The sequence below is a fragment of the Limimaricola variabilis genome (genome assembly GCF_014195545.1).
GTDB lineage: Bacteria > Pseudomonadota > Alphaproteobacteria > Rhodobacterales > Rhodobacteraceae > Limimaricola > Limimaricola variabilis.
Map to the genome: position 1 here is coordinate 197,057 of NZ_JACIBX010000005.1, position 18,767 is coordinate 215,823.

Consider the following 18,767-nt stretch of genomic DNA (forward strand, 5'->3'; position numbering starts at 1 on the left):
GGGGCGGCTTCTGCAAAGAAGCCGCCCCTCGTCATTTGGGCCCGGAAATGCCGCGCGAAATCAGCGCTGGCGTGGCTTGTTGACGGGAATCGGGATCGGTCGATGCTGAGGCCGGGGCTGCGGTAGCAGCGCGCCGGTGATGACATCGGCGAGGGCACGACCGGCCTCGGCCAGCCTGCGGATCGTTTCCTTCTGGGCGGTGTGCTTGGGCATGTCGAATCCTCCGTTGTCATGAAAATGCCCATCCCGGGCCCGGAGTTCCATGGCGACGTAACGACGCGGGGTCGGAATGCGGATCACCGCCGGCCGATCCGGGCCAGCAGACGCTGCAGATCCTCGGCCAACGCGCGGCGCTCGTCCTCGGGTAGAAAGGCGCCCAGCTCGACTTCGCGGCCCGCCCCCCGCAGCGTGAGGTAGCCCGGTACCGGCCGTTCCCCTTCGTGCAGCCGCAACTCGACCCAATAGGGATCGGCCTCCCAGACACGTTCGGGCCGACCGCGGTCGCGCCGGGTCAGCCGTATCCGATCGGGGCGGATCTCCAGCCGTTCGATCACCTCGCCGTCGCGATAGCTGCGCGCCAGCGCCCACCAGATCGCGGCGACGGCGGCGGCGAGGAAGGGCAGCAGTGCCCATAACACCGGCGTGCCCAGCACCATCAGCAGCGGCAGGGCAATCAGCGCCGCGGTGCCGCCGACAAAGCCTGCGAAACCGCGCTTCGGGAGAGAGCGATAGGGCCAGAGTTGCAGCTCCGCCTCGACGGGGCCGGTCTCGGAAGGGGGGCGGGTCCATTCATGCGGCATGGAGATCCTCGTGAACGAAAAAGGCCCGGCGCTGCCGCCGGGCCCTCCAGTGATGTCGCGCGGGCCGTGCCTCAGTGGGCGTGGCTGCGGTCCCAGTCGCTCTGCTTGGGGAGCGTCTCGAAGGTGTGTTCCGGCGGCGGCGAGGGCAGGGTCCACTCGAGCGTGTCGGCATACTCGTTCCAGGGGTTCGCGACGTTGATCCGCTTGCCCTTGGCGAGGGTGTAGAACAGCACCACGATGAAGAAAATGAACGAGGCGAAGGCGATGAAGGCACCGATCGACGAGACCATGTTCCAGGTGGCGAAGGCCTCCGGATAGTCGATGTAGCGGCGCGGCATGCCCTGACGGCCCAGGAAGTGCTGCGGGAAGAAGGTGATGTTCGCACCGATGAACATCAGCCAGAAGTGGATCTTGCCCGCGAGCTCCGGGAGCATCTTGCCGGTCATCTTGGGGAAGTAGAAGTAGATCCCCGCGAAGATGCCGAACACGGCGCCCAAGCTCATCACGTAGTGGAAGTGCGCCACGACGTAGTAGGTGTCGTGATAGGCGCGGTCGATGCCGGCCTGCGACAGCACGATGCCGGTGACGCCGCCCACGGTGAACAGGAACAGGAAGCCGAAGGCCCAGAGCATCGGCGTCTTGAACTCGACCGAGCCACCCCACATCGTCGCGATCCAAGAGAAGATCTTAACGCCGGTGGGCACCGCGATGACCATGGTGGCCATCATGAAGTAGGACTGCTGCGTCAGCGACATGCCCACGGTGTACATGTGGTGCGCCCAGACGACAAAGCCCAGCACGCCGATCGCCACCATCGCGTAGACCATCGGCAGGTAGCCGAAGATCGGCTTCTTGGAGAAGGTCGCGATCACGTGGCTGATGATGCCGAAGGCGGGGATGATGATGATGTAGACCTCGGGGTGACCGAAGAACCACAGGATGTGCTGGTACAGGATCGGGTCGCCGCCGCCAGCGGGCTGGAAGAACGAGGTGCCGAAGTTGCGGTCGGTCAGCAGCATGGTGATCGCGCCGGCCAGAACGGGCAGGGCGAGGAGGATCAGCCAGGCGGTGACGAAGATCGACCAGGCGAAGAGCGGCACCTTGTGCAGCGTCATGCCGGGCGCGCGCATGTTGAGGAAGGTGGTGATGATGTTGATCGCGCCGAGGATCGACGAGGCGCCCGAGACGTGCACCGCGAAGATCGCGAGATCCATCGACATGCCGGGCTCGGAGGTCGAGAGCGGCGGGTAGAGCACCCAGCCCACGCCCGAACCGGACTGGCCGTTGCCGCCGGGGGAGAAGAGCGAGGCCACGCCCAGCGCGACGCCGGCGATGAACATCCAGAAGGAAAGGTTATTCATGCGCGGGAAGGCCATGTCCGGCGCGCCGATCTGGAGCGGCATGAAGTAGTTGCCGAAGCCGCCGAACAGCGCGGGGATGACGACGAAGAACATCATCAGCACGCCATGATAGGTGATCGCGACGTTCCACATGTGGCCGTTGGGCGTGCAGGCCTCGGATGCGGTCGGCACCCAGGAGCGCAGCACGGTCATGATCGGGTTGGCGCCGACGTTCTCGGTGCACATGAACTGCACGCCCGGCTGCATCAGCTCAAGCCGCATGTGCAGTGTCAGCATCACCGACAGCAGGCCCACGAAGCCCGCCGCGAAGAGGTAGAGGATCCCGATGTCCTTGTGGTTGGTGGACATGAACCAGCGGGTGAAGAACCCCCGCTTGTCATCATGCCCGTGGCCGTGGATGGCGGCGTCTGCCATGTGGCTCTCCCGAGTTTTGGTTGCCTGACGGGCCCGCACGCAGACTCGCGCAGGCAATTGGCGCCCTTCTAGAAGGAGATGCCGGGCAGGGCAACGGTCACGGTGCCGCAGGTATGGGGGTCGTGGCGCCCTTTTGGTCCTGTCTGCGAGGGGCCAGCGCATGGTTTTCAGCGCAGCTGCCACCGCGCGACATCGTCGCGCGCGATCCATTGGCCCACGAAGCGCTCACCAAGCCGCGCAGCTTGCCCCTTTCACAGATGCGGGGCGCGCCGAAGCTCCCCTCCGAACCGGCCCGCGAAGCAGCGCTCCAGCGCGGTGTCGAGATCGGCCATCGTCACCGGAAGGCCGAGATCGACGAGGCTGGTCACCCCGTGCTCGGCGATGCCGCAGGGGACGATGCCGCCGAAGTGCTCCAGATCCGGCTCGACGTTGATTGCCAGCCCGTGAAAGCTCACCCATTTGCGCAGGCGAATGCCCAGCGCCGCGATCTTGTCCTCGGCGACGGCGCCCGTGGGGGTCAGCGGCTTGTCCGGCCGCTGGACCCAGACGCCGACCCGGCCGTCGCGCAGCTCGCCCGTGACGTTGAATTCCGCCAACGTGTCGATGACCCAGCCTTCCAGCGCCTTGACGAAGGCCCGCACGTCGCGGCCGCGCGCGCCGACGTCGAGCATCACGTAGACGACCCGCTGGCCGGGGCCGTGATAGGTGTATTGCCCGCCACGCCGCGTCTCGAAGACCGGGAAGCGGTCGGGCGTGACCAGGTCCGCGGGCTTGGCCGAGGTGCCGGCCGTATAGAGCGGCGGATGTTCGAGCAGCCAGATTGCCTCGGGGGCCTCGCCGGCGGCGATGGCCTGCGCCCGGCTTTCCATGGCGGCGAGGGCGTTCTCATAGGGCGTCAGCCCGTCGCTCACGATCCAGTCCACCATTGCCGGTACTCCGATCCGATTTCCCTGCGAATGAGGTGCCGTGGGCGGGGCGAAAAGTCAAAGCCGGTGGCGCGATGCGTTTTCTCGCGCTTGACGTGGGGTAGGGGTGATTTTCGCTCTTGCGCTCCCCCGAGAGCCAAGGCTATGAGGCCGCCATCCTACCTGATCACGTGCGGTCGTGGCGGAATTGGTAGACGCGCAGCGTTGAGGTCGCTGTGGGGTAACACCCGTGGAAGTTCGAGTCTTCTCGACCGCACCATTCAGGAGGGCCCGCTGGAGTGGCGGGCAGACAGCCTCCTCGATGACTTGATGAACCGGATGCCGGGCCGCGGAAACGCAGGCCCTTTTTTCGTGTTTGCGGCCTCATTGGGTCCACCGCATTCCGGCTCGCCGATCATGTCGTTTCGCGACATTCGCATGTCGCCATGAGACAGGTGAGAATCGTATTTCGAGAAAAATTCATCAAAATACATCTTAAGATTGCGCTAAGTTTCCGTTGATCTGCCTGCGGCATTGCACCGCGTTGCGAAGCGCGAGAGGCTTGCAGCGCAGGAGGTTGATGCCGCGCCGCAGCGCGAGTGACCCGGCGTCATATCGACTTCTCGGCTATTCGGTTGCAATGCGGAGGGCGGCTTGTTTTAGTTTCCCCAGACAAGCGCGGACCAATCCGCCGGCACAACAACGGGGAGCAAGGCTTGGCCAACGGCTCGAGTTCGGAGGCGTTCGTAGAGTTCGAACGCGTGCAGAAAAGCTATGACGGCGAGAAGCTCGTCGTGAAGGACCTCAACCTGTCTCTGCCCAAGGGGGAGTTCCTGACCATGCTGGGGCCATCCGGTTCCGGCAAGACCACTTGCCTGATGATGCTCGCGGGCTTCGAGACCGCCACCCATGGCGAGATCCGGCTCGACGGAAAGTCGATCAACAACATCCCGCCGCACAAGCGCGGCATCGGCATGGTGTTCCAGAACTACGCGCTGTTTCCGCACATGACGGTGGGGGAGAATCTCTCCTTCCCGCTCGAGGTGCGCAAGCTGAGCAAGTCCGAGCGCGAGCAGAAGATCGCCCGCGCCCTCGACATGGTGCAGATGGGCGAGTTCAAGAACCGCCGTCCCACCCAGCTTTCGGGCGGCCAGCAGCAGCGGATCGCGCTGGCGCGCGCCCTGGTGTTCGAACCCGAGCTGGTGCTGATGGACGAGCCGCTCGGCGCGCTCGACAAGCAGCTGCGCGAAAGCCTGCAGTTCGAGATCACCGAGCTGGCGCATCGTCTCGGCATCACCGTGGTCTACGTCACCCATGACCAGACCGAGGCGCTGACCATGTCGGACCGCGTCGCCGTGTTCGACGACGGCCGGATCCAGCAGCTGGCGCCACCTGACGAGCTCTACGAGAAGCCGCAGAACAGCTTCGTCGCCCAGTTCATCGGAGAGAACAACACGCTCGAGGGCGTGGTCGAGAAAATCGACGCGACCTCCTGCCTGGTGCGGCTCGACGGTGGCGAGGTGATCGACGCGCTGCCGGTCAACGTCTCGAAGGTGGGCGAGCGCACCCGCGTCTCGATCCGCCCCGAACGGGTCGAATCCAACCTTGATCGCCTGCATCCCGACGCGCACACGCTGCCGGCCACGGTGCAGGAGTTCATCTACATGGGTGACACCTTCCGGACGCGGCTCAATGTCGCCGGGCGCGACGACTTCATCATGAAGACCCGCAACGCCCCCGACCAGCCGCGCCTGAAGCCGGGCGAGCAGATCCGGATCGGCTGGCTCGCCGAGGATTGCCGCGCGCTCGACGCCTGACGTCGATCGCGCCACCGTGCCCCGCAATAGGGGCGCGGCCTATGCGGGGCGTCGTCACCCGGACCGCGTCCCCTGTGAAACCAAGAACCGGGTAAACAACGGGAGTTCTGAATGAACATCACTCGTCTTCTGACCGCGACCACCGCGCTCGTGGCCTCCGCCACCGTCGCCGGGGCGGAAAGCCATGTCGAAATGGCCAATGAGATGACCATCGTCAGCTGGGGCGGCGCCTACCAGCAGAGCCAGCTCAAGGCCTATGTCGAGCCCTATCTCGAGATGCATCCCGAGGTGACCGTCACCTGGGACGAAAGCTCGGCCGAGGCCGTGGCCAAGCTGCGCGCCCAGAACGAAGCCGGCAACGTCACCTGGGACCTCGTCGACGCCACCGCCGCCGACGCGATGCGTCTGTGTGACGAAGGCCTCGCGATGGAAATCGATCCCGATGAGGATCTCGCCCCGGCGCCGGACGGCACCCCGGCCTCCGAGGATTTCGGCGAGGAGATGCTGGTCTCCGACTGCTTCATCCCGCAGATCGCCTATTCCTACACCTTCGGCTACCGCAACGACGTGGCCGAGTGGAACGGCAAGGAGCCGGACAGCATCTGCGACGTGTTCGACCTGGAAAACTTCCCGGGCACGCGGTCGCTCGAGAAGCGTCCGCACAACAACCTCGAATGGGCGCTGATCTGTGACGGCGTCGCCTATGAGGACGTCTACGACGTGCTCGAGACCGAGGAAGGCCAGGACCGCGCCTTCGCCAAGCTCGACACCATCAAGGACGAGACCATCTGGTGGTCCTCGGGCGCCGACACGCCGCAGCTGCTGGCCGATGGCGAAGTCGTCTTCGGTTCGACCTACAACGGTCGCCTGTTCAGCCTGATCGTCGAGCAGGACCAGCCGGTCAACATGATGTGGGACACCCAGTCCTACGATCTCGACGGCTGGATCATCCCCGAGGGTCTCGACGAGGCGTCGCTCGCCCGCGTCAAGGACTTCCTATACTTCGCGACTGACACCCAGCGTCTCGCGGACCAGGCCAAGTACATCTCCTACGGCCCGGCCCGCAAATCCTCCGCGCCGCTCGTCGGCGAGCACGCCGAACTCGGGATCGACATGGCGCCGCACATGCCGACCAACCCCGAGAACGCCAAGGGCGCGTTCGTGCAGAACTACGAGTGGTGGGCCGACTACCGCGACGATCTGGACAGCAAGTTCCAGGCCTGGCTCGCCCAGTGACGTCGCGCGCCTGAGCGCATGAGGGATGGGGCCACCACGGCCCCGTCCCACCCCCCAATACCGGAGGCATGATGACCGACAGCGCGACGACACCCCCGAGACAGCCGATGGCGGCGCTCCCGGGCGGCGAGGTGACCGAAGGAGGCCCGATGCTGGCCGCCGACGGCAGGCCTCTCAAGCACAGCCTGAAACGGGCGCTCCGGCGCGAGAAGCTGCGCGCCTTCCTCTTGGTTTCGCCGCTGCTGATCTTCATCCTCGTGGCCTTCGTGGCCCCGATCGCGGACATGCTGTTCCGCTCGGTCGAGAACCAGATCGTCTCCGAGACGCTGCCCCGCACGGTGGTGGCGTTGCGCGAGGACCAGAACCTGCCCGAGGCCGCTCCCGGCGAGCCGGTCTACGAGGCGCTCTACACCGACCTCTTCATCGCCGCCGAGTACAAGTCGCACACGCGCCTCGGCAGCCGTCTCAACTACGAGATGACCGGCCTCAGCTCGCTGTTCCGCGGCACAGGCCGCGATGTCGGTCGTTTCGACACCGATATCTACACCGACCAGTTCGTCGAGGCTGAGCCTGCGCTCGAGGACCCCGTGGCGTGGTCCAACTGGATGGCGGACGACGAGATCCGCGCGGCGCTGCCCGCGACCGCCGACGCCTGGGATGCCTGGGTCAAGCTGACCGTCGAGGCCAATGAGGACGACCCGCTCGAGGAGGATGTCGAGGACTTCGTCTATACCGCGCTCTATCGCGATCTCTCGAACGGCGCCGCACCCGCCGGCTTCCCCGACGTCGACGTCTCCGGTTTCGAAAGCGTCTCGATCAAGGCGCTGTTCGAAGAGTCGGACGAGGACTGGGTCGATCCCGAGATCTGGCAAGTCATCAAGACCTACAGCCCGGCTTATACCGACGGCTATTTCCTGAACTCGGTCGACATGATGAACGGCCCCGATGGCGATGCCCAATGGCGCCCCGCCGACGAACAGATCTATCTCAAGCTGTTCTGGCGCACGATGTGGATGTCGCTGGCGATCACCTTCTCCTGCATCCTGCTGGGATACCCGATCGCCTACCTGCTCTCGACGCTGCCGCTGCGCTCGGCCAACGTACTGATGATCCTCGTGCTGCTGCCGTTCTGGACGTCGCTGCTGGTGCGAACCTCGGCCTGGAAGGTGCTGCTGCAACAGCAGGGCGTGATCAACGACACGCTCGTCTGGCTCGGCATCGTGTCCGACGCCAACCGTCTCGCGCTGATCAACAACGCCACCGGCACGGTGATCGCGATGACGCACATCCTGCTGCCCTTCATGATCCTGCCGCTCTATTCGGTGATGAAGACGATCCCGCCGAGCTACATGCGCGCTGCCAAGTCGATGGGCGCGAATGACTGGACCGCCTTCTGGCGGGTGTGGTTCCCGCTCTCGGTGCCGGGCATCGGTGCGGGCAGCATCCTCGCCTTCATCCTGTCGATCGGCTACTACATCACGCCCGAGATCGTCGGCGGCACCGAGGGTGTCTTCATCTCGAACCGGATCGCCTATCACATCTCGTCGTCGCTGAACTGGGGCCTCGCGGCCGCGCTGGGCACGATCCTGCTGGCGCTCGTGCTCACCCTCTACTGGGTCTACGACCGGATCGTCGGCATCGACAACGTCAAGCTGGGAGGCTGAGACATGGCTGGACTTCCCCCCTATGCCTCGACCGGCCAGAAGGTCTGGCACTATTCCTACCTGGTGATCTGCGCGGCGATCTTCTTCTTCCTGATCGCGCCGATCCTCATCATCATCCCGCTGTCGTTCAACGCCGAGAACTTCTTCACCTTCACCCCGGAGATGCTGGCGCTCGACCCGGAGGGATATTCGACCAAGCATTACCGCGACTTCTTCACCAACCCCGACTGGCAGGTGCCGCTGTGGAACTCGCTGAAGATCGCGCCGGTCGCGACCTTCCTGTCGGTGGCGCTGGGCACGCTCGCGGCGATCGGCCTGAGCCAGCCCCATGTGCCGTTCCGGCGCGCGATCATGGCGATCCTGATCTCACCGATGATCGTGCCGCTGATCATCTCGGCCGCGGGCATGTACTTCTTCTACAGCCGGATCGGCCTGCAGGGGACCTATTGGGGCGTCGTGCTGGCGCATGCGGCACTGGGCATCCCCTTCGTGATCATCACCGTGACCGCGACGCTGGTGGGCTTCGATCGCTCGCTGACGCGGGCGGCGGCGAACCTCGGGGCAGGGCCGGTGCGCACCTTCTTCAAGGTGCAGATGCCGCTGATCCTGCCGGGCGTGGTCTCCGGCGGTCTCTTCGCCTTCATCACCTCCTTCGACGAGGTGGTGGTGGTGCTCTTCGTCGGCTCCGCCGGGCAGAAGACGCTGCCGTGGCAGATGTTCACCGGCCTGCGCGAGCAGATCTCGCCGACCATCCTCGCCGCCGCGACGGTGCTGATCTCGATCTCGGTGGTGCTGCTGGTCACGCTCGAGGTGCTGCGGCGCCGTTCCGAGCGGCTCCGGGGCATGTCGCCGGGCTGATCCGCCGACCTATTCGCAGAACTCTAAATGCCCCGCCCGCGTGCGGGGCATTTTGCTGTCGGCCCTTCGGGTTGGGGTCCAAAGCCTAGGGGAGCAGCGCCAGCCAGAGCGTCGCGGTCCCGATCGAGGCCGCGGTGCCGATCAGCACCGCCGAGGCCGCGACCCGCTTGGCCGTGCCGTAGATCGAGGCGAAGAGATAGGCATTGACGCCCGGCGCCATGGCCGCGGTGATCACCGCCGAACGGAACGCCTCGAGCTTGAGGCCGGCCAACGAGCCGAGGCCACAGACGACCGCCGGATGCAGCACCAGCGACACCGCGACGACGTAGAGGATCACCCGCATGTCGCCTTCGGGCCGGTAGCGGTAGAGAATGCCGCCCAGCCCGAACAGCGCCGTCGGCAGGCCAGCCCGCGCCATCAGCTCCAGCGCCTCGAGGAGCACCTCGGGCATCGGCAGGTTCGACACGTTGACCAGGGCGCCCAGTGCGATACCGAGGATCAGCGCGTTGCGCCCCATGCCCTTGAGCACCTTGCCGGGCAGCTGCCGCAGCCCGCCGCCGCGGGCCCGGACCAACTCCATCGCGGTGATGCCGACCGCGTAGCAAAACGGCGAATGCAGAGCGATGATCGCGAAATTGGCCTGCAGCGCATCCGGCCCGTAGGCCCGCTCGGTGATCGGCAGGCCCAGGAGCAGCGAGTTCGAGAACAATCCGACGAAGCCGATCGCCACCGCGTCCTCCCAACTCCGGCCGAAGATCAGCCGGGCGCCGAACAGCCCCGCGAAAAAGCCGGCAAGGGCGCCCGCATAGAAGCTGCCGAGCAAAGCGAGGTCGAACTCCTGCGCGAGATCGAGGCGCGCGATGGCCAGAAACAGCAGGCAGGGGATCGCGAAGCCCTGGGAGAACTTCATCACCCCGTCGATCGCCGTCTCACCGATCCAGCCGCGCCAGGAGGCGAGGTAGCCGAAACCCATCACCAGAAAGACCGGTAGAGTGACGGTCAGCAACAGCATGATCGGGCCTCCGCGCGGGCGGATGCCGCGGAAATGCGTATGGTCGGAACGGCGAAGGGGCGGGGCCCGCGCGCCTAGATGTCGAAGCCGAGGGTCATTCCGTCATGCGCAGGCACGACATGATCGGGCGTTTCGGCCGCGAGGGTGGCGTAGTCGAGATCGAAATGCATGTTGGTCAGCACCGCGCGGGCAGGCGCTGCACGGGCGATCCAGTCGAGTGTCAGCTCGAGATGCGCGTGGCTCGGATGCGGCTTGCGGCGCAGCGCATCAACGATCAGGCAGTCGAGCCCGTCCAGGTGGGACCATGCCGCGTCCGGGATCTCCTTCACGTCGGGCAGGTAGGCCAGCGGCCCGCAGCGCAGGCCGAGCGCGGTGATGTCGCCATGCTGGAGATCGAAGGCGGTCAGGCTGATCGGCCCGCCGGCGCCGTCGATCGTCGCCTCGCCTTCGAGCATGTGCAGGTCGCAGATCGGCGGGTAGGAGGAACCTGGCGGCGTTTCGAAGGCGTAGCCGAAACGCGCCAGCAAAGCCTCGCGCGTCGGCGCGTCGGCCCAGCATTGCAGCCGCGCCCGCATGTTGAAGGCGATCATCCGCAGATCGTCGATGCCGTGCACGTGGTCGGCATGGGCGTGGGTCCAGACCACGCCGTCAAGCTCGCCGACCTCGGCTGCCAGAAGCTGGGCGCGCAGGTCCGGCGACGTGTCGACCAGAACGCGGGTTGCGCCGTTCACGCCGTGACGGGTCAGCAGCAGCGAACAGCGGGTGCGGGCGTTGCGCGGCTCCGACGGGTCGCAGTCGCCCCACAGATTGCCGAGCCGCGGCACGCCGCCCGAGGAGCCGCAGCCGAGAATGCGCGCCTCCAGCCGGTCGGTCATGCCTGGCTCCTCAGCGAGGACCAGGCAGCCGCCTTGGCGAAGAGCCGATCGAAATTGGCCGATGTCCGGGCCGCGAAATCGGGCAGGGACAGGTCGAACAGCTCGGCACCCACCTTGGCAGTATGGGCGGTGTAGGCGGGCTCGTTCCGGCGGCCGCGATGGGGCGGCGGCGCGAGATAGGGGCTGTCGGTCTCCACGAGAATGCGGTCGAGCGGCGCCGAGGCGAAGATCTCGCGCAGCTCCTTCGAGCGCGGGAAGGCGGCGATGCCCGACATGGACAGATAGAAGCCGAGATCCAGTGCCGCGCGGCCCAGTGCCGCCGAGGAGGAGAAGCAGTGCATCATGCATTGATACGCCCCGGCCGCGTGTTCCTCCGACAGGATCCGCGCCATGTCGTCATCGGCATCGCGCGCATGGATGATCAGCGGCAGGCCGCTGCGCCGGGCCGCCTCGATATGGATGCGCAGGCTCTCCTGCTGCACGCTCTTGCTGTCGGCGGTGTAGTGGTAGTCGAGCCCGGTCTCGCCGATGCCGACCATCTTGGGATGTTCGGCCAGCGCGAGCAGATCCTCGACCGAGGCCAGCGGCTCGTCCGCGGCGCTCATCGGATGGGTGCCCGCGGCCCAGAACACCGGGTCATGCGCGTCCGAGATGGCGCGCACGGTATCCACGTTCGTCAGCCGGGTGCAGATCGTGACCATCCGCGTCACGCCAGCTTCGATGGCGCGGGCGATCACCGCGTCCCGTTCCTCGGCAAAGTCGGGAAAGTCGAGGTGGCAATGCGCGTCGACAAGTTGGAAATCTGGAGAAGTCATCTGGCCTCAGGCTGCGGCGACACCGGTCGCCATCGCTTCGATCCTCAGCAGCATATCTAGGAGCAGCGCCGATGGGTCAAGGTTGACCGCCCGCCCGTGCCGCGCCCGCGCCGACAGCTCCTGCTGCAGCCCGGCGACGCGCCGTGCCGCCGCCGGATCAGGCGCCAGCGTGACAAGAAGGCGCGCCTCGCCCGGCGAAGCTTCGGTCTCCGGCGCGCCCGCGAGTCCGGCCCGCGCCGCGCGTACCAGCAGCAGGTCGATCAGGTCGAGCAGCAGGGGAAAGCGCGTCTCGGCCCCCTTGCCGCCGCAGCTGTCGGCCATGGCGATCGCGCGCGGACGGTCGAGATGCGGCAGCCCCGACAGCAGCGCCACCAACTTGCCATAAAGCGCGACGCCCTCGGCCTGCGCGACCCGGGCAGCGGCCCCCACCGATCCCGCGGCGAGGACCGACAGCGCCTCGGGCGCCGCGCCGGTCACCCCGGCCTGTTCCAAGGCCCGCGCCATCGGCTCGGGCGCGAGCGGGCGCAGTCGCAGCACGCGGCAGCGCGAACGGATCGTCGGCAGGAGCGCCGAGGGCTGGTGCGCGATCAGCATGAGCGTGGTGTCGGCGGGTGGCTCCTCCAGCTCCTTGAGCAGCGCGTTGGCGGCCGAGACGTTCATCTCGTCGGCGGCGTCGACGATGACCGCGCGGTGGCCGCCATCGGTGGAGCTGAGGTGGAAGAAGCTGCGCAGCTTGCGCATTTCCTCGACACGGATCTGCGCCGACAGACGGTCGCCCTTGTCGTTCGGTCCGCGCCGCAGCACGAAGAGCCGCGGGTGCGACCCCGCCCGGATCAGCCGCAGATCGCGGTCATCCGCCGGCAGGTCGAGACCGCGATCGGCGCCGTGTCCGCCCAGCAGATGCGCCGCGATGCGATAGGCGAGCGTGGCCTTGCCCACCCCCGCCGGGCCGGTCAGCAGCCAGCCCGAATGCAGCCGCCCTCCCGCCTGCGCAGCGAGGAACTCCTCGACGGCGGCGTCTTGGCCAAAGAGCTGTGCCGTCTCGCGCGGATGCGGCAGGCCCGGCAGGCCGGTCGGATCGGGGAGATCCTCGCTCACGGCGCGAGACCGAGGCGGGGCAGGGCGATGGCGGCGATCTCCCGGGCCAAGGCCTCCGGCGCGCGATCGCCATCGATCACCCTGAAGCGGTCGGGTGAAGCGGCGGCGAGTTCAAGAAATCCGGCGCGCAGCGTCTGCTGGAAGCCGAGGCCCATCTCTTCGAACCGATCCTCTCCGGAACCGCGGGCGAGCCCGCGCGCCAGCGCGGTCGCCGGGTCCATGTCGATGAGGAAAGTGAGATCAGGCTCGGTGCCGATCGTCAGTGCGTGCAACCGGTCCACCATGTCGCGCAGATCGCCGCGCGTCGCACCTTGGTAGACCCGGGTGGAATCCGCAAACCTGTCGGTGATCACCGGGCGGCCCGCCTCCAGCGCCGGTCCGATGGTCCGCTCCAGATGGTCGCGCCGCGCGGCGGTGAACAGCAGCAATTCGGTCTCGGCCGACCAGCGGGCCGTATCGCCGGTGAGCAGGAGCTGCCGGATTTCCTCGGCACCGGGGCTGCCGCCGGGCTCACGGGTCAGGACGGGGTCGAGCCCCCGGGCCCGCAGGCTGTCATGCAGGCGACGCGCCTGGGTCGACTTGCCCGAGCCGTCGATGCCCTCGAAGCTGATGAAGAGGCTGCGTGCCACGTGCTCAGGTTTCGTCGCCGGTCGCCGCCTCGGCATCCGGGGCGGGCTCGGCCTCGGGCTCCGCCCGCGGCACGCCGCCCAACGGGTCCAGCCCGGGAAGAGAGACGCCCTCGGGGCCGAAGCGGTCGAACAGCACCGTGGCCGCGACCCGGACGCGCGGCAGGAAACCACCGCGCGCGACCGCGTTCTCGGCCACCAGCGGCACCCGGGTGGCCGGCATGCCTTCGCGCGCGATCACCAGCTCGGCCAGTTCCTGACCGGCTTCGATCGGCGCCTCGATCGGACCCTGGTAGACCACCTCGGCCTCGACATCGTCGCGCGCCGTGATCGGCAGCAGCAGCGAGACATCCTCGGCCAGCGTCAGGCCGACGCGGTCGCGCTCGCCCATCCAGACCTCGGCTTCGGCGATCCGGGTGCCGGCCTCGCCGATGTCACGCTGCGCGAACTGGCGAAACGACCAGTTGACGATCCGCTCGGCCTCGACCCGTCGCGCCTCGTTGCTGTCGAGACCGGTGACCACGAAGATCACACGCCGCTCGCCCTGCTTGGCCGAGCCAACGAGGCCGTAACCGGCCTCGGAGGTGTGGCCGGTCTTGAGCCCGTCGGCGCCGATGCCCAAGCCCAGGATCGGGTTGCGGTTCTGGCTGTTGGAGGGCACGCGTCCGTCGAACTCGAACTCCTGCTCGGCGAACATCGGGTAGAAGGTCGGGAAATCAGAGATCAGGTGGCTGGCGAGAATGCCGAGATCGCGCATCGACATGCGCTGCGACGGGTCCGGCCAGCCGTTCGAGTTGGCAAAGGTGGAGTTCATCATGCCCATCTCGCGGGCCCGCTTTGTCATCAGCTGCGCGAAGCCCGCCTCGGTTCCGTCGGGCGAGAGCGCCTCGGCCAGCACGGCGGAGGCGTCGTTGCCCGACAGCACGATCACGCCGCGCAGCAGGTCCTCGACCCGGACACGGTCGGTGGTGTCGAGGAACATCGAGGAGCCGCCATAGGAGGCGGCATGTTCGGAGACCGGCAGGCGCTGGTCGATCGACAGCCGGCCCGAGGCCACCGCCTCGAACGCCATGTAGAGGGTCATCAGCTTGGACATCGAGGCCGGCGGCAGCGGCTCGTCCGCGTTCTTGGCCAGAAGCTCTGTGCCGGTGGTGTGGTCGAGCACGTAGGCCGCGCGGGCGGGCGTATCGAAGCTCTGGGCACGGGCCAGCGGCACGAGGGCCACGAGCGTCGCGGCAGCGAGGAAGACGGCACGGATCATCAGGGTCGCTCCGGTCGGTTGGCGGGCCGCGCCGGGGCGGCCGGTCGGGTTGGGCGGTCCGGGCCCGACGGGGCCCGGATCGCGTCAGTTTCGCACGAAATAGGCGTCGGTGAAGCCCAGCGCCTTCACGCGAGCGAGAGCGGCATCGCGCGCCGCCGCATCGGCGGCCGGGCCGACCACCACCCGCCAGTAGGGCGCGCCCTGGATCTCGGAGGCCACGACCTTGGCGGTAAGCCCCTCGACTTCCATCGCGGTGGCGGTGTTGCGGGCATTGGCCTCGACCGAGAAGATGCCGAGCTGGATGAAGGGCCGGTCGAGATCGCTCGCGGCCGGGGCGGGGGCCGCCGCGGCCGCGGTCGGCGTAGGCTCGGACGTCGTCGCGGGCGCGGTGCCTTCGGCGGGCGGCAGCGGCACAGCGGCGATCGGCTCGGCAGCGTCGAAATCGGTCATCGCGCCGGGGGCCTGCGGCGTGCCGGAATCATCCCGGCGGAGCGCCGTGACGTTTAGCGTCGCGGGCGCGCCGGCCAGCATGCCCAGCGCTTCGGCGGCCTCGGAGCTGACCTGCAGCGCCGGACCCGGCGTCTCACGCTCGCGCCGGAACAGCGCGCCGATCACGAAGCGGCCATTGGCCTGGTTGCGGATCACCACCTGACCGATCTGCTCGACGTCGACCTCGGGATAGGCGACCCAGACGCCGCCCAGGGAGGGGCGGCCGTCCCACAGGCCCGGCTCGGTGACCTGGAACACGCCCGGCGCTTCGACATCGCGCGAGACGATCTCGGTGCGGGCCGTGTCCGAGGCCACGCCACCGGAACCGGTCTCACCGCAGGCGCCAAGCGTGAGCAGCGCGCCGGTCAGCATGATGACCGGCCGCGCGAGAATGGTGGCTGGCATGTCTCGTTCCTCGTTTGCCCCGATCGTGCCGTTGTCCGGCCGACTGTTTTCTGCGCGCCGCCGTCGGGCTGGCCGGAACGGGCGGCGCGAGCCGACCATATCGGCGGCCTCGCGGCATGGAAAGCCGGTAGCTGCGCGGACTTGCGGAAATTCGCGAAGACGGGCCTCTTCCCGAATCGCGCTCCAGCGCTTAGGCGATCCCGGCCGGAGGAGTGGCAGAGTGGTCGATTGCAGCGGTCTTGAAAACCGCCGTGCGTGAGAGCGTACCGTGGGTTCGAATCCCACCTCCTCCGCCAAATGGCATTGATTTTATTTGATAATCATTCTTTTTCTCATCTCTACCCGCCATTAAGCCCGCTATGCCATTTGCGCTTGGATGCGCCGCGATGCGACAGGCAGGACGTAGAATGTCGGGTAACTAGACCCGCGCGCGACTGTCCGGCTCAGGCCTTGCCCAGCGCCTTTGATGATGCGGAGCAACCCGGAAATATGTGTTGCAGCGGGGTGGCTGTTGAGGCGTTTGTCAGCCGTATGCCCTGACAACGCTGGCCTATGCTCCCGGTTTGGGAGCTGGCATGGATTCGCGCTACCATACCCCTGCACCCCCTACGGAGTACTTCATGGCAAGGGTTGGGGTTAGCAATAGGCCGAGGCTGGGGGGCGGCCTCGGCCTTGCACTTGTACACCCGGCGGGTCCAGCCATCTGACAGGCGGGCAGCGGGAAGCGAGCAATCCGCCATCTCGAATCAGTAGGCCCCAACTCGTATGCGTGAAGCGTAAGGCGGGGTCCGTTCCTGCCCTAGGCTCAGGACCCATCAATCTGTTTACGGTTGCGTCGGCTATGTGACTTGGCCCGGGACCTGATGGCGTTATGAGCGATCTGTTCGGCCTGACTGAGGGTCAGATGAACTGGCTTCGGCTATGCTTTCCGAAGAGCCATGGCAAGCCGAGGGTCGATGGTCGACCCCCTCTTCTGGACCTGAAGTTTACCGGGTCTAGAGCCTAGTTCAAAAAACATAGACTTTGATTCTAAATAAAACTTAGTTTCCTCAAGATTGATGGAATCAGGCTATAGTTGTGCATCATGTGAGGGCTCAACATGCGTGATTTTATTAAGACGGTAGGCGCCTTAACCGCTGCCGCTGTTCTGGGCACTGTGTCGGTGACAGTAGTTCACGATGGAAGCGAAGTCCGTGTTGCTATTGTCGAACCCCCGATCAGCGGTCCGAGAGTAGTACTACCGCCTGTTGGCGAACCACTACCTCCAAAACCACCAGCGATAGGAGAACCCACACCCCTACCAGGAAAAGCCGATAAACCTGAAAAAGCCGACAAACCTGAAAAAGCCGACAAACCTGAAAAAGCCGACAAAAGGGGCAACGGACCGAGTGCAAGCAGCCTCACCTCAGATCGGCACCGCTAGGCTTCGATATCCCCACCGCACTAGCGCTGCTTCAGCAGCCGCTGGGTCGGCCTTGATCCGCCAGACTGTCTGCCGATACAGGTAGATAGTCCGCGCAATCTCGGTCGTCCCAGCGCCCGAAGCAATTATTTCCCCGCTGCTTCCATGGCCTTCACTCATAGCTAGGCTCTAGGCTCATTGAGTTTCAGAGCCAGAAGAGGGGGTCGACCATCGACCCTCGGCTTGCCATGGCTCCTCGGAAAGCATAGCCGAAGCCAGTTCATCTGACCCTCAGTCAGGCAGAACAGATCGCTCATAACGCCATCAGGTCCGGGCCAAGTCACATAGCCGACGCGACCGTAAACAGATTGATGGGTCCTGAGCCTAGCTGGTCTCAGGGCGTATCATCATGAAGGCATAAAACCCTGCACTAGGCAGGGCCCCAAAATTCTGGGATCGGCGCTGCCGATTGACGGCTGCAAACTGTTCGAGGCTCTACGCCGTCTCCCGCAGAATGCTCAAGCGGCGGCGAGCTTCGTGCTCGCGCTCCTGGCAATCCATAGCCAAGTTGCGGGTCTTGCGTGCTATTAACCAGAAGGCTTGAACGTCCTGCCCGGCGCTCTTCTCGCCTCGGCCCAGCCAGAGGAACGAATGTTGTGAGCCTAGGCAATTTTTTCAAAGGCTCGTCCACCTCGATCTTCGGAGACGCAGTATGGCCGCGTATATATTGTGGCGAGTCGTGGCAAGATTGTCCTTCACCTTGCCGGAATAGGCTTGAAAGTCGGATATAGGCTATACGGCAATGCATAAAGATTGAGGGCCGATCAGGCATCCGCCCAATCGGCCCAATTTGAACTCACGTGAGGACCGTCAGGGTATAGACTTATCCGTCATCCCCTTCGGACTCGTCCTCCTCCTCAATGAAGCCTTCACCGAAATCGGTGGTCGGGTTAAGGGGGGTTTCTTCGTCCCGATAATCGGGATCTTCAGTGTCGAGTGATTCGGCCCGCTCAGTCGGTTCCGCTGTATCCATGTCAGCCGTTACGCGGATTTCCTGCATACTAAGCATGCCGTCGTCATTACTATCATCCGCCATCAGGGTCGCGGCACCATCGGCACCAAAGGCGGCGACGAGTTCCTCATTCGACAGCATCGAGTCGGAATCGACGTCAATCTCGGCGAAAGGGATGCGCTGAGCTACAGCAGTGGTGGCGCTCAACACAAAGGCCGTCGAGGCGGCGACAGTCATTATCTTGGTCAGCATATCATGTCCTTTTGAACCGAATATTCGCAATCCAACGGGTTGGCCGCCACCCCGTTCCCTGAGGTCTGCTCACGAAAACGCGAGATACGCGTGGGGCCGGAAGTTGCGGATTAATCGCTATCTGCTCGTTTTTATCTGCACTCTTGAGAATGCTGCGGGAGGGGGTGTCGTGTCAGCCTGCTTCTTGGAGTCTCAAGGATATTGATGCCTTTGAGGGCTCGCGCCGGGCTACATCAGAAGCGCGGCCGCGAAGGACGGTGATATTGGTTGGCTCATTATCCTTGACGTTGCGCGCCGCGTTTAGGGTCAATCAAAATCGCGCTCGCTGCTGTAAAGGGATGGCCCCGCATCCGTCACCAGAGCAGATTCACTAGGCTCAGGACCCATTGATCTTGATGAGGCTGCGTGATTCAGGCTCCCCGAGGAGCATGATCAATGAGCAACCTTTTCTGGCTGACGACCGAG

Annotated in this window: 17 protein-coding genes, 2 tRNA genes and 2 pseudogenes; 8 read left to right on the forward strand and 13 right to left on the reverse strand. The window is 65.7% G+C overall.

Annotation, left to right across the window (positions count from 1 at the left end):
• Nucleotides 1-60: 60 nt before the first annotated feature.
• The 4 genes from FHS00_RS08960 to lipB form a co-directional block, all read right to left on the reverse strand.
• On the reverse strand, nt 61-213 hold the full coding sequence (locus tag FHS00_RS08960; protein ID WP_183471991.1) for a hypothetical protein: 153 nt from the start codon (nt 211-213) through the stop codon (nt 61-63).
• An 83-nt stretch (nt 214-296) separates the two neighbouring features.
• Nucleotides 297-800: a DUF2244 domain-containing protein gene (locus FHS00_RS08965; protein ID WP_183471993.1), complete on the reverse strand. Its 504-nt coding sequence runs from the start codon at nt 798-800 to the stop codon at nt 297-299.
• 71 nt (nt 801-871) lie between these two features.
• Entirely contained in the window at nt 872-2,575 is a 1,704-nt protein-coding gene (gene ctaD / locus FHS00_RS08970) for a cytochrome c oxidase subunit I (RefSeq protein WP_183471995.1), read from the reverse strand.
• A 251-nt stretch (nt 2,576-2,826) separates the two neighbouring features.
• Complete coding sequence (gene lipB / locus FHS00_RS08975) at nt 2,827-3,501, reverse strand: lipoyl(octanoyl) transferase LipB (RefSeq protein WP_183471997.1); 675 nt, start codon at nt 3,499-3,501, stop codon at nt 2,827-2,829.
• Between the two features lie 172 nt (nt 3,502-3,673).
• Between lipB and FHS00_RS08980 the strand changes: the two genes are divergently transcribed.
• From FHS00_RS08980 to FHS00_RS09000, 5 genes are all read left to right on the forward strand, one after another.
• Nucleotides 3,674-3,760 (forward strand) — tRNA-Leu (locus FHS00_RS08980).
• Nucleotides 3,761-4,196: 436 nt separating this feature from the next.
• The gene (locus tag FHS00_RS08985; RefSeq protein ID WP_183471999.1) at nt 4,197-5,297 is read left to right on the forward strand and encodes an ABC transporter ATP-binding protein; all 1,101 of its coding nucleotides are present in this window, start codon (nt 4,197-4,199) and stop codon (nt 5,295-5,297) included.
• Between the two features lie 111 nt (nt 5,298-5,408).
• Nucleotides 5,409-6,533 (forward strand): extracellular solute-binding protein, encoded by a 1,125-nt coding sequence (locus tag FHS00_RS08990; protein WP_183472001.1) that lies wholly within the window; start codon nt 5,409-5,411, stop codon nt 6,531-6,533.
• A 107-nt stretch (nt 6,534-6,640) separates the two neighbouring features.
• Nucleotides 6,641-8,197 (forward strand): ABC transporter permease, encoded by a 1,557-nt coding sequence (locus FHS00_RS08995; RefSeq protein WP_183472037.1) that lies wholly within the window; start codon nt 6,641-6,643, stop codon nt 8,195-8,197.
• Between the two features lie 3 nt (nt 8,198-8,200).
• Complete coding sequence (locus FHS00_RS09000; protein WP_021692072.1) at nt 8,201-9,055, forward strand: ABC transporter permease; 855 nt, start codon at nt 8,201-8,203, stop codon at nt 9,053-9,055.
• Between the two features lie 85 nt (nt 9,056-9,140).
• Here FHS00_RS09000 and FHS00_RS09005 read toward each other — a convergent pair whose 3' ends face one another.
• From FHS00_RS09005 to FHS00_RS09035, 7 genes are all read right to left on the reverse strand, one after another.
• Nucleotides 9,141-10,067, reverse strand: coding sequence for an AEC family transporter (locus FHS00_RS09005; protein ID WP_221188766.1), 927 nt, complete (start codon nt 10,065-10,067; stop codon nt 9,141-9,143).
• A 74-nt stretch (nt 10,068-10,141) separates the two neighbouring features.
• Nucleotides 10,142-10,942, reverse strand: coding sequence for an MBL fold metallo-hydrolase (locus tag FHS00_RS09010; RefSeq protein ID WP_183472003.1), 801 nt, complete (start codon nt 10,940-10,942; stop codon nt 10,142-10,144).
• Nucleotides 10,939-11,757, reverse strand: coding sequence for a TatD family hydrolase (locus tag FHS00_RS09015; RefSeq protein WP_183472005.1), 819 nt, complete (start codon nt 11,755-11,757; stop codon nt 10,939-10,941). Before FHS00_RS09015 ends, FHS00_RS09010 begins: the two co-directional genes overlap by 4 nt.
• 6 nt (nt 11,758-11,763) lie before the next feature.
• The gene (locus tag FHS00_RS09020; protein ID WP_183472008.1) at nt 11,764-12,855 is read right to left on the reverse strand and encodes a DNA polymerase III subunit delta'; all 1,092 of its coding nucleotides are present in this window, start codon (nt 12,853-12,855) and stop codon (nt 11,764-11,766) included.
• A complete protein-coding gene (tmk, locus tag FHS00_RS09025; protein WP_343064598.1) occupies nt 12,852-13,484 on the reverse strand; it encodes a dTMP kinase in 633 nt (210 codons plus the stop codon). The genes FHS00_RS09020 and tmk overlap by 4 nt, the downstream gene beginning before the upstream one ends.
• A gap of 4 nt (nt 13,485-13,488) precedes the next feature.
• Nucleotides 13,489-14,742, reverse strand: coding sequence for a D-alanyl-D-alanine carboxypeptidase family protein (locus FHS00_RS09030; protein WP_183472011.1), 1,254 nt, complete (start codon nt 14,740-14,742; stop codon nt 13,489-13,491).
• A gap of 84 nt (nt 14,743-14,826) precedes the next feature.
• Nucleotides 14,827-15,636 carry an SPOR domain-containing protein gene (locus FHS00_RS09035; RefSeq protein WP_183472013.1) on the reverse strand — a complete coding sequence of 270 codons (810 nt, stop codon included), beginning with the start codon at nt 15,634-15,636 and terminating at the stop codon, nt 14,827-14,829.
• Nucleotides 15,637-15,842: 206 nt separating this feature from the next.
• Between FHS00_RS09035 and FHS00_RS09040 the strand changes: the two genes are divergently transcribed.
• The 3 genes and pseudogenes from FHS00_RS09040 to FHS00_RS17970 all read left to right on the forward strand — a co-directional run bounded on the left by FHS00_RS09040 (nt 15,843) and on the right by FHS00_RS17970 (nt 17,059).
• Nucleotides 15,843-15,932 (forward strand) — tRNA-Ser (locus FHS00_RS09040).
• Between the two features lie 575 nt (nt 15,933-16,507).
• Nucleotides 16,508-16,624, forward strand: a pseudogene (locus FHS00_RS09045) (IS5/IS1182 family transposase); the annotation flags it as partial.
• Nucleotides 16,625-16,735: 111 nt separating this feature from the next.
• Nucleotides 16,736-17,059: a twin-arginine translocation signal domain-containing protein gene (locus tag FHS00_RS17970; protein ID WP_183472015.1), complete on the forward strand. Its 324-nt coding sequence runs from the start codon at nt 16,736-16,738 to the stop codon at nt 17,057-17,059.
• 203 nt (nt 17,060-17,262) lie between these two features.
• Here FHS00_RS17970 and FHS00_RS17720 read toward each other — a convergent pair.
• Together FHS00_RS17720 and FHS00_RS09055 are read right to left on the reverse strand one after the other, a co-directional pair.
• A pseudogene (locus FHS00_RS17720) lies at nt 17,263-17,355 on the reverse strand (IS5/IS1182 family transposase); the annotation flags it as partial.
• A gap of 566 nt (nt 17,356-17,921) precedes the next feature.
• The gene (locus FHS00_RS09055; protein ID WP_183472017.1) at nt 17,922-18,302 is read right to left on the reverse strand and encodes a hypothetical protein; all 381 of its coding nucleotides are present in this window, start codon (nt 18,300-18,302) and stop codon (nt 17,922-17,924) included.
• Nucleotides 18,303-18,767 lie beyond the last annotated feature (465 nt).